The 15,060-nt window shown below is 69.5% G+C and carries 10 protein-coding genes; 6 read left to right on the forward strand and 4 right to left on the reverse strand.

Annotated features, from left to right (window positions below; translation table 11 throughout):
* A partial coding sequence (locus tag BM314_RS22930) for a methyl-accepting chemotaxis protein (RefSeq protein WP_091980574.1) occupies positions 1-1,106 on the reverse strand: 1,106 nt, incomplete at its 3' end.
* Positions 1,107-1,353: 247 nt separating this feature from the next.
* Between BM314_RS22930 and BM314_RS22935 the strand changes: the two genes are divergently transcribed.
* A complete protein-coding gene (locus tag BM314_RS22935) occupies positions 1,354-3,687 on the forward strand; it encodes a putative bifunctional diguanylate cyclase/phosphodiesterase (protein ID WP_091980422.1) in 2,334 nt (777 codons plus the stop codon).
* A 7-nt stretch (positions 3,688-3,694) separates the two neighbouring features.
* On the opposite strand, the gene BM314_RS22940 is transcribed toward BM314_RS22935, so the two are convergent.
* A complete protein-coding gene (locus BM314_RS22940) occupies positions 3,695-5,509 on the reverse strand; it encodes an acyl-CoA thioesterase (RefSeq protein WP_091980425.1) in 1,815 nt (604 codons plus the stop codon).
* 196 nt (positions 5,510-5,705) lie between these two features.
* Positions 5,706-6,590 (reverse strand): LysR family transcriptional regulator, encoded by an 885-nt coding sequence (locus BM314_RS22945; protein WP_091980427.1) that lies wholly within the window; start codon positions 6,588-6,590, stop codon positions 5,706-5,708.
* A 208-nt stretch (positions 6,591-6,798) separates the two neighbouring features.
* Here BM314_RS22945 and BM314_RS22950 point away from each other — a divergent pair, with 208 nt between their 5' ends.
* The 5 genes from BM314_RS22950 (at position 6,799) to BM314_RS22970 (ending at position 12,412) form a co-directional block, all read left to right on the forward strand.
* Entirely contained in the window at positions 6,799-8,109 is a 1,311-nt protein-coding gene (locus BM314_RS22950; protein WP_020093573.1) for a dicarboxylate/amino acid:cation symporter, read from the forward strand.
* A gap of 52 nt (positions 8,110-8,161) precedes the next feature.
* Entirely contained in the window at positions 8,162-9,001 is an 840-nt protein-coding gene (locus BM314_RS22955) for a bifunctional allantoicase/(S)-ureidoglycine aminohydrolase (RefSeq protein WP_091980430.1), read from the forward strand.
* Positions 8,998-9,510 carry an ureidoglycolate lyase gene (locus BM314_RS22960; protein ID WP_091980432.1) on the forward strand — a complete coding sequence of 171 codons (513 nt, stop codon included), beginning with the start codon at positions 8,998-9,000 and terminating at the stop codon, positions 9,508-9,510. Before BM314_RS22955 ends, BM314_RS22960 begins: the two co-directional genes overlap by 4 nt.
* 230 nt (positions 9,511-9,740) lie before the next feature.
* Complete coding sequence (locus BM314_RS22965) at positions 9,741-10,775, forward strand: TRAP transporter substrate-binding protein (RefSeq protein ID WP_020093576.1); 1,035 nt, start codon at positions 9,741-9,743, stop codon at positions 10,773-10,775.
* Positions 10,775-12,412 (forward strand): acyl-CoA synthetase, encoded by a 1,638-nt coding sequence (locus BM314_RS22970; protein WP_091980435.1) that lies wholly within the window; start codon positions 10,775-10,777, stop codon positions 12,410-12,412. Before BM314_RS22965 ends, BM314_RS22970 begins: the two co-directional genes overlap by 1 nt.
* 523 nt (positions 12,413-12,935) lie before the next feature.
* Here BM314_RS22970 and BM314_RS22975 read toward each other — a convergent pair.
* A complete protein-coding gene (locus BM314_RS22975) occupies positions 12,936-14,828 on the reverse strand; it encodes a TRAP transporter large permease (RefSeq protein ID WP_091980437.1) in 1,893 nt (630 codons plus the stop codon).
* Between the last annotated feature and the right edge of the window lie 232 nt (positions 14,829-15,060).

Below are 15,060 nucleotides of genomic sequence, written 5' to 3' on the forward strand. Positions count from 1 at the left end.
ATCGTCTGGGTCTTCTCCGACAGGCTGACGATGTTGCCGGCCACCGCCTCCGCCTGCTCGCGGATCGCGTCCATGGCCTTGGCGGTGTCGGACACCGCGCGCAGGCCCTGGCGCGAGGTCTGCGCGGTCGCCTGGGCGGTGGCGATCACCTCGGTGGCGCGCTTGGAGATCTGCGCCCCCGAATGGGTGATCTCGTCGACCGTGGCGGCGGTCTCCTGCACGGCGGCGAACTGCTGCTCGACCGAGGCGGCCTGCTCCTGCGCCGAGGCGCGGATCTCGGCCGCGGCCGCGTTCAGGTCCGCCGTCGCCGCCCGGTTCGTCCGCGCCAGGTCCGACAGACCCGAGACCATCGTGTTCAGCGTCGTGCTCAGACGGCCCACTTCGCCGCCGGCGCGGACATCGAGCGTGCTCGACAGGTCGCCCTCGCCGACCCGTCCCACGAAGCCCATCACCGCCACGAGAGGCCTGACGACGAGGCGGTTGATGGCGATCCCGATGCCCAGGCAGATCAGCAGCGTGATCAGCGTTCCGCCCCAGAGGGCGAGGCCCTCGTTGCGCTCGCTCCGCGCGACGCGATCGGCCAGCGCGGCCCGAACCGCTCCTTCGAGACCCTCGATGGCCGCGAGCTTCTCGCGGAAGGTGTCGAACAGCCGCTTGCCCTGACCGTCCGCCTCGATCTTGACCGCCTCGTCACGCTTCGCCGGATCGGCCGCGATTCGCACGACGACCTCGCCGACCTCGGTCTGCCAGCTGCGGGCCGCGGCCACCGCGTCGGCCAAGAGGCGCGTCCGCTCGGGATCGTGGCCGATCAGGGTCCTGAGCCTGTCGATCGCCTCGTCCAGTGTCTGGCGCCCCGTGCGGTAGGGCTCCAGGCTGCCGTCGCGGCCCGTGATCAGGTAGCCGCGCAGTCCGGTCTCCTGATTGAGCATGGCCGCGCGGAAGCCGTCGAGGGCGCGGATCAGCTGGTTGGACCGGCTCCGGGCATCGGTCGCGTCCCGCAGCTGATCGGCCGTGATCAGGACCGCGCCGCTGGTCAGGACCGACACCAGGGCGATGACACCGATCGCACCGCCCAGGATGCGGTTGAGGCCCAGCGTTTGCGGCATCGTCTGCTTCATCCTACGCGGCCCCACGGACGGCTCTGGCTGAGCCGCGACCGGGGCGCGCTCGCCTCTTAGCGCCGCCGCCCGGCGGATGCGAGCCGCAGCGCCGGGTACCGGTGCGATATTTACGAGTTGTAAACCGACGAGCGACTTGTACTTGTGCAAGCGAGCGATTGTGTATGCATCTAAATAGCGAGACCCGCAGTTTTCGATCGTAAAGGTTTCTCAGAGGGCGTTTGCGTCGCGCGAGATGTTGATTTCTTTCCTGATCGATACCGATCGCAAAGCGGATCCACTCGACGCGAACCTTCGCGCGCGGGCCCGCGTCGAGCAGCTCGACGTCGCGCTCCGCCTGGTTCCCTTCACGATTCTTGTGAGCCTCAGCGTCGTACAGGTCATCGTTTATCTGTTCTGGCAACCGGGCAACCGGGTTTACCTCGCCGGGCTCGAGGCGCTCGTTCTGCCCCTGGCGGTGGTCTCGCTCCAGCAGTGCTGGCGCTGGCGCTCCCGTCCGAAACCGCTCGAAGTGCCGTCCTCATTCGTCCAGGGCGTGGTGCTGGCCGCCCAGGCCTACGGCCTCCTGCTGGCCTCCATCCCGGTCATGCTCTTCGCCGGGGCCGACGCGCACGGGCGGCTCCTGATCGCCTCCAGCATCGCGGGCCTGATCGCGACCGGCATGAGCGCGGCGGTGCTGCCCCGCGTCGCCATCGGCTATTCCGGCCTGATCATACTCGGCTCGTTCATCGCCCTCGCGACGACCGGGGAGCCCTTCTACATCTACGTCGCGGTCCTGCTGTTCTTCTACGCGATCTTCATCTGCTTCACGATCGTGCATCTCAGCCGGCTGTTGACGATGCGGGTCATCGCGCAGATCGAGCTGGAACGGCAGCAGGAATTCACCCACCTCCTGCTCAACGAGTTCGAGGAGAGCGCTAGCGACTGGCTGTGGGAGACGGATGCCGACCTGCGCCTCCAGCACGTCTCGCCGCGTCTGATCGAGGTCGCCGGCTCCTCCGAGCGCCAGCTGATGGGCCTGCCCCTGGAGCGGCTGCTGCTGCCGCCGGTGGCGCCGCCCAGGAGCCACTCGAGCACCACCCTGTGGGGCTGCATCGCCGAGCGGCGCGCGTTCCGGAACCTGCACCTGCAGCTCGACATCGCCGGCGAGCGGCGGACGTGGTGCCTCAGCGGCAAGCCGACCTTCAACCGGGCCGGCGCATTCTCGGGCTATCGCGGCGTCGGCTCCGACGTGACCGAGAAGCGGCGCTCCGAGGAGCGGCTGTCGTATCTCGCCCTGCACGATTCCCTGACCGATCTGCCCAACCGGGTCCTGTTCCATCAGCTCCAGGAAACGGCGCGGGAACGGCTCGCGCAGGGGGACCGGTTCGCCGTGCTCGCCCTCGACCTCGACGAGTTCAAGAGCGTCAACGACACCTTCGGCCACGCGGCCGGCGACAGGCTCCTGAAATCGGTCGCCGAGCGGCTGCGGAGCTTCGAGGCGTCCGACGTCCAGCTCGCCCGTCTGGCGGGCGACGAGTTCGCGGTTCTCGCGACCGGACGGAGCGCCCGGGACCTGCACGGCATCGAGTCGCTCGCGAACGGCATCGTCGAGGCGCTCGCGTCGCCGTTCACCATCGACGGCATCCGGCTGTCCGTCAGCGTCAGCATCGGGATCGCGATCGCCCCGCAGGACGGGTGCCAGGAGATCATGCGGCGGGCCGACCTCGCCCTCTACCGCATGAAGAGCGAGGGCCGGAACGGCTACCGCTTCTACGAAGCGGAGATGGACGAGCGGATCGAGGCGCGGCGCGCCCTGACGGCCGACCTGCGGGGCGCCCTCGATCGGGACGAGTTCGTCCTCTACTTCCAGCCGATCGTGGCGGCCAAGGAGTGCCGCGTGCGCGGCTTCGAGGCGCTGATTCGGTGGAAGCATCCGGTGCGCGGCTTCGTCTCGCCCGGGGATTTCATCCCGCTCGCCGAGGAGACCGGGGTGATCATACCGCTGGGCGAGTGGATCCTCCGGGAGGCCTGTCGGATCGCGGCGGGCTGGCCGGGAGATGTCCGCATCGCCGTCAACCTGTCCCCGCGGCAGTTCCGGCACTCGGACCTGACGCAACTCGTCCGCTCCGCGCTGCGCACGAGCGGGCTCGCCGCCCCGCGCCTGGAGCTGGAGGTGACCGAATCGGTGTTCCTGGAGGCCACGCCGGCGATCAACGCCACGCTCGCCAAGCTCCGCGAGATGGGCGTGCGGCTGTCCCTCGACGATTTCGGAACCGGCTACTCGAGCTTGAGCTACCTGCGCCGGATCGCCTTCGACAAGATCAAGATCGACCAGAGCTTCGTCCGCGACCTGCCGCAGGAGCGGAGCGCTGCGGCGATCGTGAACGCGATCATCGACATGGCGACGAGCCTCGACATGACGATCACCGCGGAGGGCGTCGAGACGGATGCCCAGCGCGCCTGCTTGCTGGAGCAGGGGTGCCACGAGTTCCAGGGCTACCTGTTCAGCAAGCCGCTGCCGGCCGAGCAGGCCGCCGCGCTGGCGCGCAGCCGTCAACTCCTCCCGGCGGCGGTTCGGGCGGCGTGAGGCGCGGTCAGACGCCGAGCGGCGCGACGCCGGTCGTGCCGCTCCCGCCCGCGACGGCGTGCGGGGACGTCTTCGGCCAGTAGGGCAGGAAGCCCTCGATGATCGCCCGCGGAATATCGAGCGGGCGATAGTGGACTGTGTCCACGAACATCAGCGACTGCTCGCCCCGGCCGAGGAGGCCGTTGACCTCGCTGTGGATCTCGTGCGCCAGGGTCACGAACTTCCGGTTGTGGCTCGCGATCGAGATGCGGACGGTGACCGGCTCGAACTCCATCGCCTCCCGGCGGAAGTCGTGCTGGAAGGACTTTGTCAGAATGTAGAAGTCCGTCGATTTCAGGTCGAAATCCGGCATGCAGATGTTGAAGAAAAGCTCGCGGGCCTTGCCCACCCAGCGCACGTAATTGGCGAAGTAGACGTTCCCGACTGAGTTGGTGTCGTCGTAGGTCGGGATGAGGCGCAGGACGAACCAGTGCCCGTCGAACCCGTGCGACGCGACGGCGTCGGTCTGGTCCACCGCCACGGGCACCGGCGCCGCCCGCGGCGCCCGCTCCGCCGCCGGGATCAGCTCCGCGACCGGCGGCGGCGCGCGCCAGCCGAGGACCTCGGCGATCATCGGGAGTGCGCCGATCAGGCCGATCAGCGGCGCGATGGCCAGCAGCGCCCAGCTCGGGGCCAGATAGCCTGTCACGAAGATCAGGCACGCCGTCGCCCCGATCATGGAGGTGAGAACCGGGTCGTAGCGGCGGGTCGCGCCGAGCGTCTCGCACACGAGACACGCCGCCGCCCCGACGAGGAGCGTGGCGAAGGGCATCATCAGGTAGAGGAGCGAGAGGTTCGCCCAGATCGCCGCCGCCGCTGTGGCGAGCGCGGCACCGAGGATCCAGACCGGCGACGCCACGAGGCCGGCCGGCACGAAGGCGAGGAGCGGGGAATTGCTGCGGGCCGTGACCGAGATCCCGAGCCAGCGCGTGGCGCTGTAGAAGCTGTCGATCGTGGTCGCGGCGGCGATCGCCGTCCAGATCACGAAGGCCACCGCGACGCCGGTCGCGGGTTCGCGCCCGATCGCCTGCGCCACGGCCGCGTAGGCTCCCGACAGGCCGTCGGACGAGACGACCGGCATGCCGAGCCCCGCCCGCGCGGCGATGAGCGCGTTGATCGTCAGGAGACCGAGGAAGAGGAGCGCGCCGGTCACGTAGGCCGCGCGCACCGACCCGCCCGAGCGCCGGATCTCGACCGCCCGCTGCCACTGCTGGATGTCCATCCAGGGGCCGAGCAGGAAGCCGACCAGCGAGGGGACGACGAGCCCGTAGAAGCGCTCGTCGAAGGCCTGCAGCGGGACGTCCCAGCCGTCCCGCTGCGCGGACAGACCGCCGAGCAGGATCACGCTCGCGGCGAGCCCGACCGCCAGCGCCCCGCAATGGACGATGCGGATCCCGCGCAGCGGGACGGCATGGCCGAGCGAGCAGGCGACGAGGACCAATGCGATCACGCCCACGGCGGCGTCGTGGCCGAACAGGGGAAGCCACGCGTAGGCCGCGAAGCCGAAGATCGTGATCGCGACGGCGAAGAACTGGGCCCCCATGAACAGGAGCGCGTAGGGGCCCTGCACGGCGGCCACGATCGCGTCGAGATTCCGACGGGGCGCGCCGAGCATCCAGCCGAACAGGCCGAGACCGGTCGCGTTCGGCAGGGCGAAGGCAAGGAACCCGACCCAGCCGTATGTCAGCGTGACATGGATCGCGTAGAAAAACCCGAGCCCCCAGAACCACGACAAAGCAATCGTGGGTGCCCAGGCCGCGGAGCGGATGAACTGGGAAGGCATTGTGGCTTCAATCGCTCCGGACCTTAAGCTGCAATAGCGTATCAGATTCGTTTCGGGAATATGGCGAACCCAAAAGAAGGCGGATACAAGAAATTCAGTGAGGGAAAAGCATCGGGCTGCTCCGCCACGGCCGGCGATCCGAGGGGGCGCGTGTCCTACAGGCACCCGCCATGGCGCCGAGGCCCGGGTGATCCGCCTAGTCGGCGAGCGTCTTCCGACCGTCGCGGACCAGATCGACGAAGTTGCAGACCAGGGCGGCTTTCGCGGGCGACCACAGCGCGAAGACGTCGGCGCGGATGCGGGGTCCCTCGAGCGGCCTGTAGACCACGTCGGCATGCGCCAGCCGGGCGACGTATTCCGGGATGATTGCGATGCCCAGGCCGGATGCGACGAGGCTCGTCAATGAGGCCGCCTCGACGGCCTGATGGGTGATGGTGGGGACGAACCCGGACTCGACGCAGCAATCCCAGAGATACTTGGCGAACAGCGAATCGGACATCCGGAGGAACACGAATCGCTCGTCCCGCAGGTCGGCGAGCCGGAGGCTGCCCCGCGCGAGACGGTGCCCCCTGGGAAGGACGACCTGCACGGTCTCGCTCCACGCGCGGACCCGGACCAGATCGGCATCCTGCGGCGGGGCTCGCAGGAAGCTGACGTCGGTCTGCCCCGCCTTCAGCATCGCGATCTGGCGATCCGGCGACATCTCGTGGATCCGGAGATCCACCGCGGGATAGACCTGCGCGAAATCCCGGATCGCGTGCCCGAGCGGCCCGGCGAGCATCGAGCCCGTCAGGCCGACATTGATGATGCCGGCGGTGCCCGCGCCGATCGCCCGGGCGCGCTCGACGGCCTCTGCGGCCCGCTCCAGGAGCCCGATCGCCTGAATGTGAAAGTCGTGACCGGCCCGCGTCAGCGCCACGCGCCGGGTCGTCCGCTCGAAGAGAGCCGTCCCGATCTCCGCCTCCAGATCGCGGATCTGCTGGCTGAGCGGCGGCTGCGCGACACCGAGGCTCTCCGCGGCGGCGGTGAAGCTCAGGTGCTTCGCCACGGCGACGAAGTAGCGGAGATGGCGCAGTTCCATGGGCGGATTAAAACTCTGAGCATCTCAAACTAAATGAAATAGATACTTGACGTCTAGATCGTTCGGCACGATTTTGCCGCCGGGAAGGCCGAGCAGGCATCGCTTTGCACAATGCCGCCGCGCCGCGCGGTCGGGCTCGACCGGACCCGCCCATGAGAGGCGGGACGATCGCGGTCGGGTCGGGGCGAGCCTTCCGAGGGAGATCGCGATGAAGCGCTTGTACGGGTCGCTGTTCGGGCAGGTTGTGGCCGCCCTGATGATCGGCATCCTCGTCGGCCGGCTCTGGCCCGACTTCGCCGTCACCCTCAAGCCGCTGGGCGACGTCTTCATCAAGCTCATCAAGATGGTGGTCGCGCCGCTGGTCTTCGGCGTCGTCGTGCACGGCATCGTCGGCGCGGGCGACCTCCGGAAGGTCGGTCGCGTCGGGCTCAAGTCCCTGATCTACTTCGAGGTGGTGACGACCATCGCGCTCGCGCTGGGACTCGTCCTCGCCTACGTGTTCGCGCCCGGTCACGGCATGAACGTCGATGTTGCGACCCTCGATGCCAAGTCGCTCACCAGCTACACCGACCGGGTCGGGCAGGTGACGGGCACCGTCGACTTCCTGATGAAGATCGTGCCGACGACCTTCATCGACGCCTTCGCCAAGGGCGACATACTCCAGGTTCTGCTCCTCGCGATCCTGTTCGGCGCCGGGCTCTCGCTCCTCGGCGAGCGCGGCAAGCCCCTGGCCGACAGCCTGGAGCGCATCACCGAGGTCCTGTTCCGGATCATCGGCTTCATCGTGCGGCTGGCGCCGCTCGGCGTGCTGGGCGCGGTCGCCTTCACGGTCGGGAAGTACGGCGTCGGGTCCCTGAAGCAGCTCAGCATGCTGGTGATGCTCTTCTACGCCGGCGTCGCGCTCTTCGTGGTCGTGGTGCTCGGCAGCATCATGCGGCTCGCGGGATTCAGCCTCTTCAAGCTGCTCGCCTACCTGCGCGAGGAGTTGACCGTCGTCGCCGGCACCGCCTCGTCGGACTGCGTGCTGCCGCAGGTCATGCGCAAGCTGGAGCGGCTCGGCATCAAGGAATCCACCGTCGGCCTCGTGATCCCGACTGGCTACTCCTTCAACCTCGACGCCTTCTCGCTCTACCTGACCCTCGCCACCGTGTTCATCGCCCAGGCGACCAACACGGACCTGTCCTTCGGCCACCTGATGCTGATCCTCGGCATCGCGCTCCTGACCTCCAAGGGCGCCCACGGCGTGCCCGGCTCGGCGATCGTGGTCCTCGCCGCCACGCTGTCGGCGGTGCCGGAGATCCCGGTGATCGGGCTGGTCCTCGTCCTATCGGTCGACTGGTTCGTCGGCATCGCCCGCGCCCTCGGGAACCTGATCGGCAACTGTGTCGCGACCGTCGTCATCGCCGCCTGGGAGGGCGACATCGACCGAGTGCGGGCCAACCGCGTCCTGAACGGCGAGGACACGACCGACACGGCGGAGATCCTCGAGGCACCCGTCGCCGAGCCGCGTACCGCGTGACCAGCTCCCCGACAGACGTTTACAGCTTGAAGTCGAATTCTGGAGACCGACCATGAGCGCTGGAGCCTACAACCCCCCGTGCGGTGGCCTACCCGGCCAGACGCGGCTGATGACCGGCCGCGCGGTGTTCACCGAGGCCTACGCGGTGATCCCCCACGGCGTCATGAGCGACATCGTCACCAGCCTCCTGCCGGGCTGGGACAGGACCCAGGCCTGGATCGTGGCCCGGCCGCTCTCGGGCTTCGCCGAGACCTTCGCCCAGTACCTCATGGAGGTCGCCCCCGGCGGCGGCAGCCAGGCCCCCGAGCCGGAGCCGCAGGCCCAGGGCGTCCTGTTCGTGGTCGCCGGCACGGCCAACCTCACCCTGGAGGGCGCGCGGCACGCCCTGCGGCCGGGCAGCTACGCCTACCTCGCTCCCGGGGCGGCCTGGGCGCTGCGCAACGACGGCGACGCGCCCGCGCGCTTCCACTGGATCCGCAAGGCCTACCAGCCCGCCGCCGGCCTCGACGCGCCGACGTCCTTCGTCACCCACGAATCGGCGGTCGAGCCGGCCGGCATGGTCGGCACCGACGGCGCCTGGGCGACGACCCGCTTCGTCGCCTCCGACGACCTGCGCCACGACATGCACGTCAACATCGTCAGCATGCGCCCGGGCGCCTCGATCCCGTTCGAGGAGACCCACGTCATGGAGCACGGACTGTTCGTGCTGGAGGGCAAGGCGGTCTACCGGCTCAACCGCGACTGGGTCGAGGTCGAGGCGGGCGACTTCATGTGGCTGCGCGCCTTCTGCCCCCAGGCCTGCTACGCGGGCGGGCCGGGCCCGTTCCGGTACCTGCTGTACAAGGACGTCAACCGCCACCCGGCGCTGGCGCCGCGCGGGCTCGGCCGGTGAGCGCTGGCGCCCGCACGGTGGTCGCCCGGCCGCTGACGGCCGAGGCGTTCGCGCCGTTCGGCACGGTGATCGACGTCGCCGCGGTGGCGCCGCGGCCGATGAACGGCGGGATGGCGCGGCGCTTCCACGATCTGGCGGCGGTCGAGGTCGTGGGCGAGGGGTCGCGGGTGGTGATCGGGCTGGTCGAGGCGCAGCCCTACCCGGTGCCGCTGCGGCTCGGCCTGGTCGAGCGGCACCCGCTGGGCGCGCAAGCGTTCCTGCCGCTGAGCGCGGCGCCGTTCTTGGTGGTGGTCTGCCCGGACGCGGAAGGTCGTCCCGGCCCGCCCCAGGCCTTCGTGACGGCGCCGGGGCAGGGCATCTGCTACGCGCGCAACACGTGGCACGGGGTGCTGACGCCCTACGGCCAGCCGCAGGACTTCGTCGTGGTCGACCGCGGCGGCCCGGGCGTGAACCTCGAGGAACACACCTTCGAGGAACCCTGGACGGTGCATCTGCCCGGCCGGGACTGAGGCCGAGCGCGCCATCCGCGCCATCGTCGCGTCGCCACGGTCTCGCGCGGCCGGGGCCGCCTCCGGTCGCCCCGTATCAGCGGCGGCCGGATGCAATCATTCCCGGGGACGCGGCCGCGAAAGTCCGTTGACTGGCACCGGTCAGCGGCTATCGAGGCCGCAATCAGGAGTCCGCACCAACGCGGACCCGAGGAAACGTCGGGCCCCGCGCCCGCACCGGAAAGGCCGCCATGTCCCCGTACCGCACGCCCCTGTCCCGCCGCCGATTCCTGGCGACCGGCTCGACGGCCCTCATCGCCGGTACCGTGGCGGCCCCGCACGTGGCGCGGGCGCAGAAGGCAGAATTCACGTACAAGTACGCCAACAACCTGCCCGACACGCATCCGATGAACATCCGCGCCCGCGAGATGGCGGAGGCGCTGCGTACGGAGACCGGCGGCCGGTTCGATCTCAAGATCTTCCCGACGAGCCAGCTCGGCTCCGACACCGACACGCTCAGCCAGCTGCGCTCGGGCAGCGTCGAGTTCTTCACGATGTCGCCGCTGATCCTCTCGACGCTGGTGCCGAACGCGTCGATCAACGGTATCGGCTACGCCTTCCCGAGCTACGACGCCGTCTGGCCGGCCATGGACGGCGAGCTCGGCGCCTGGGTCCGCCAGCAGATCGCCAAGGCCGGCCTCGTCGCCATGGAGAAGATCTGGGACAACGGCTACCGCCAGACCACCTCGTCGACCAAGCCGATCGCCACGCCCGACGACTTCAAGGGCTTCCGGATCCGCGTCCCGGTCTCGCCGCTCTGGACCTCGATGTTCAAGGCCTTCGACGCGGCTCCCGCGTCGATCAACCTGAACGAGACCTACTCGGCCCTGCAGACCAAGATCGTCGAGGGCCAGGAGAACCCGCTGGCGGTGATCTCCACGACGAAGTTCTACGAGGTGCAGAAGTACTGCTCGCTCACCAACCACATGTGGGACGGGTACTGGTTCCTGGCGAACCGCCGCGCCTGGGAGCGACTGCCGGCGGACCTGCGCGAGACGGTGGCCCGCCACATCAACGCCGCCGGCATGAAGGAGCGGGCGGACGTCGCCCAGCTCAACGCCAATCTGCAGGCGGACCTGTCGAAGAACGGGATGGTCTTCAACAAGCCCGACCCAGAGCCCTTCCGCGACAAGCTGCGCAAGGCCGGTTTCTACGCCGAGTGGAAGGGCCGGTACGGCGACGAGGGCTGGTCGCTGCTCGAGAAGGCCTGCGGGAAGCTCACCTGATGAGCGCCGCGGGGGCGCCGCGCGGCGGGGTCGCGCCGTGCTCCCGGCGGGTGATGAATCTCGCCCATTTCCTGCGCCGCGCCGCGCGCCGGTTTCCGGACGCGGTGGGGCTCGCCTGGGGCGAGCGGCGCTGGACCTGGGCCGAGCTCGACGCCCGGGTCGACGCGATGGCGGCGGCGCTCGCCGCCCGTGGCGTGACCAAGGGTGATCGCGTCCTGGTCCAGGCGCGCAACAGCAACCAGCTGTTCGAGTCGATGTTCGTCTGCTTCCGGCTCGGGGCCGTCTGGGTGCCGGCCAATTTCCGGCAGACGCCCGCGGAGATCGCCTACCTCGCCCGTGCCAGCGGCGCCTCGACGCTGATCTGCGGCGCGGGTTTCCCGGAGCACGCCGCCGCGGTGCGCGAGGCCTGCCCGGACCTAGACCGCGTCGTGGCGATCGGCGACGCGGCCTTCGGGGCCGGCTACGACGCGCTCGTCGCAGACTATCTGGGCGCGGCCGCGCCCGTCGCCGATGTCGAGCACGACGATCCGTGCTGGTTCTTCTTCACCTCCGGCACGACGGGCCGCCCCAAGGCGGCGGTCCTGACCCACGGCCAGATGGCCTTCGTCATCACCAATCACCTCTGCGACCTGATGCCGGGCACGACGGAGGCCGACGCGTCCCTGGTCGTGGCGCCGCTCTCGCACGGCGCCGGCATCCACCAGCTCGCGCAGGTCGCGGCCGGCACCAAGACGGTGCTGACCGCGGGCGAGCGGCTCGATCCCGAGGAGGTCTGGGCTCTCATCGAGGCGTGGCGCGTCACGAACCTCTTCACCGTGCCGACCATCGTGAAGCTGCTGACCGAGCACCCCGCGGTGTCGACGCACGACCATTCCAGCCTGCGCCACGTCATCTACGCGGGCGCGCCGATGTACCGGGCGGACCAGCAGCACGCGCTGCGGGTGCTCGGGCCGGTGCTGGTGCAATACTTCGGCCTCGGCGAGGTGACGGGCAACATCACGGTGCTGCCGCCCCGCCTGCACGCGGCCGAGGACGGGCCGGACGTCAAGGTCGGCACCTGCGGATTCGAGCGCACCGGCATGCAGGTCCAGATCCAGGACATGCAGGGCCGCGAGTGCCCGCCGGGCGTCACCGGCGAGATCTGCGTATGCGGGACGGCCGTGTTCGCGGGCTACTACGACAATCCGGAGGCCAACGCGGCGGCGTTCCGCGACGGCTGGTTCCGGACCGGCGATCTCGGCCATCTCGATTCCGAGGGCTTCCTGTTCATCACCGGCCGCGCCTCGGACATGTACATCTCCGGCGGCTCCAACGTGTACCCGCGCGAGATCGAGGAGAAGCTCCTCACGCATCCGGCGATCACCGAGGCCGCGATTCTCGGCGTCCCGGATCCCGGCTGGGGCGAGGTCGGCGTCGCGGTCTGCGTCGCGCGTCCCGGGGCCGCGGTGCAGGAGGGAGAGCTGATCGCGTGGCTGTCCGCGACTGTCGCCCGCTACAAGTTGCCTCGGCGCGTGTTCTTCTGGGAGGCCCTGCCGAAATCCGGCTACGGCAAGGTGACGAAGCGCGCGATCCGCGAGGGACTTGAGGCGCGGGGCGACCTGCCCTTCGACGGGCAGACGAGGCCGCAGGCCCGATAGGGCTGTCGCGATCCCATCCGGTTGATGCGGCGCCCCGTCTTTGCGAGCGGAGCGAAGCAATCCAGTCAGCGCCACGATCTCAGTGGACGCGCCGCCCTGGATCGCTTCTCTCCGCTCTCGAGGACGGCAGCGGCGGAATCGGCCTCCATATGCGGGACGCAGATTCAGGGAGCCGCGTCGATCTCGGGGCACTCGACCGGTAGCCAACATTCCGAGCGGAAAGTCGGGCCGGTCCACATCCCTCCGCGCACATTATGATCTCGCTGCATGGTAGCTCCGAGATGCAGACCCTGACATGTCCCCGGAGCTGCGCGCATATTGCAGTGCAGCACGCCGGGCCCCTGCCCGGCCCGGACCGGGATCTCGGCACCATGACAACCCTCGCGAATCTCGTCAGCCGGCTCGAGGGTGCAGTGCGGCGCGCCGCGGCCGAACGCTACGCCGAGCAGCGCGAGCGGATCGCGCGGACCGGCGGCGCCGGCATGATCTGATCGCGCGCGGCGCGTCCCCGCGGTGGAGATCGTCAGAGAAAGCCGATCGAGAACCAGGGAACGAGGATGATGGCGAGCAGCCCGATCAGCAGGGCCACGATGTAGCCGACGATCGGGCGCATCCCGGCATCGGGATGGATCCGGCTGATGGCGCAGGCGGCGTAATAGCCGACGCCGAAGGGCGGGGCGAACAGGCCGATGCCCATCGCGAGGATAACCACCATCGAATAGTGCACCTCGTGCACGCCCACCGCCCGCGCGATCGGGAACAGCAGCGGCCCGAACAGCACGATCGCCGGTATGCCCTCCAGCACCGAGCCCAGGATGATGAAGGCGAAGGCCGAGACGAACAGGAACCCGAGCGCGCCGCCCGGGAGGCTCTTCATCACCTCGGCGAGCGTCTGCGAGAAGCCCGACTGCGTAAGCGCCCAGGCCATCCCGGTGGCCGCACCGATGATCAGCAGGATCGCCCCCGACAGGGTCGCGGTGGTCACCAGCATCGGGTAGAGCCGCCGCCACTCGAACTGGCGGTAGATCAGCAGGCCGGCCAGCGCCGCGTAGACGATGCCGATGGTCGAGACCTCGGTAGCGGTGGCGATGCCCTCGACCACGGCGAAGCGGATCACGAACGGCAGCGCCAGCGCCGGGATCGCCACCAGGAAAGCGCGGCCGATGACCCGGCTGGACGGTCGGGTAACGTGGCTCAGGTCCTCGCGGCGGTAGCGCCACCAGACCAGCGCGCACAGCGTCGCGGCGAGCACGAGGCCCGGCATCAGGCCGCCGGTGAACAGGGCGGTGATCGACACGCCGGTGACCGAGCCGATGGTGATCAGCACGATCGAGGGCGGGATCGTCTCGGTCTGCGCGCCGGTGGTGGCGAGCAGGGCGACCAGATCGCCCTCCTTGGCGCCGCGGGCCTTCATCTCGGGAAACAGCACGGGCGCCACGGCGGCCATGTCGGCGGCCTTGGAGCCGGAGATGCCCGAGACGAGGTACATGGCCCCGACCAGCACGTAGTGCAGGCCGCCGCGGACGTGGCCGAGCAGCGAGGCCAGGAAGCCGACCATGGCTTTCGCCATGCCGGTCATCTCGATCAGCAGGCCGAGGAACACGAACAGCGGCACGGCGAGGAGGATGAGGTGGCTCATGCCCTCGTCCATGCGACCGACCACCACCATCGACGGCGCGTCGGTGGTCAGCGTGATGTAGGCGAAGGTCGACAGGCCGAACGCGAAGGCGATCGGCACGCCGGAGAAGACCAGCGCGCCGACGCCGACGACGAAGAACAGCAGCAGGTTGAGATTCCCGAGGTTGGCGAGCCACGGCTGCAGCGCCAGGAGCGCGGCGGCAACACCGCCCCCCAGGATCAGCGCCCCCACGGTCAGTTTCCAGTCGGCGGTCTCCAGGAGTCGGATCAGCGCCACGATCAGCATGAGGCCGAGGCCGATCGGCAGGGCGGCGGCGCGCCACGCGTTGTTCAGCTCCAGCGCCGGCGTCTGCACGAAGGTCTCCTCGCTGGCGAACTCGAAGGCCGGCTCCAGCAGCAGGGCGACGAAGATCAGGCCGGCGACCAGGGCGACCGTCTCCAGGAAGGCGCGCAGGCGCGGGCCGCTCATGGCCACGAAAGCGGTCATGCGCATGTGCTCGGCGCGCCGGAAGGCGACCACGGCGCCGAGCATGGCGAGCCACAGGAACAGGATCGAGGCGAGCTCGTCCGACCAGATGATGGGATCGCGGAACACGTAGCGGCTGACGACACCGGCGAGCAGCACCGCGATCTCGGCCAGGACGAGCAGTGCCGCCGGGATCTCCACGAGGTGGCCGAGCCCGGCATCCACCCGGCGCAGCCAGCCGCGGGCGCGCAGCGGCGGTCCCGAAAATTCAATCCCCGCCGTCGACTCGACGGCCGCAACATCGATCTGCATGGCGCCCCTCCGTCGGGGCCGCTCCCGATGCCGCTGGCGGCGGGATCGACCCCACATGCGTCTTCGCGTGTGTCTTGCGGTGCGTCTCGGCGCGCCTTCGTTCTCCGATACCGTTATCCGATCCTGCGGAAAACGGTCCCGGTCAGTTTGCCCGACGCATCCTCACGATGCGACCGCGCCCCGTCGCCGTACTTCGTTTTCCAGTCCTTGTGGAATCTCTGCCGTTCAGCGG

The organism is Methylobacterium sp. 13MFTsu3.1M2, assembly GCF_900112625.1.
Taxonomy (GTDB): Bacteria; Pseudomonadota; Alphaproteobacteria; order Rhizobiales; family Beijerinckiaceae; genus Methylobacterium.

Excerpts from the sequence above, each read along its gene's own strand:
- BM314_RS22945 (WP_091980427.1), bottom strand. The coding sequence starts at position 6,590 with ATGGAACTGCGCCATCTCCGCTACTTCGTCGCCGTGGCGAAGCACCTG.
- BM314_RS22970 (WP_091980435.1), top strand. The coding sequence starts at position 10,775 with ATGAGCGCCGCGGGGGCGCCGCGCGGCGGGGTCGCGCCGTGCTCCCGG.
- BM314_RS22975 (WP_091980437.1), bottom strand. The coding sequence starts at position 14,828 with ATGCAGATCGATGTTGCGGCCGTCGAGTCGACGGCGGGGATTGAATTT.
- BM314_RS22965 (WP_020093576.1), top strand. The coding sequence starts at position 9,741 with ATGTCCCCGTACCGCACGCCCCTGTCCCGCCGCCGATTCCTGGCGACC.
- BM314_RS22940 (WP_091980425.1), bottom strand. The coding sequence starts at position 5,509 with ATGCCTTCCCAGTTCATCCGCTCCGCGGCCTGGGCACCCACGATTGCT.
- BM314_RS22955 (WP_091980430.1), top strand. The coding sequence starts at position 8,162 with ATGAGCGCTGGAGCCTACAACCCCCCGTGCGGTGGCCTACCCGGCCAG.
- BM314_RS22950 (WP_020093573.1), top strand. The coding sequence starts at position 6,799 with ATGAAGCGCTTGTACGGGTCGCTGTTCGGGCAGGTTGTGGCCGCCCTG.
- BM314_RS22935 (WP_091980422.1), top strand. The coding sequence starts at position 1,354 with ATGTTGATTTCTTTCCTGATCGATACCGATCGCAAAGCGGATCCACTC.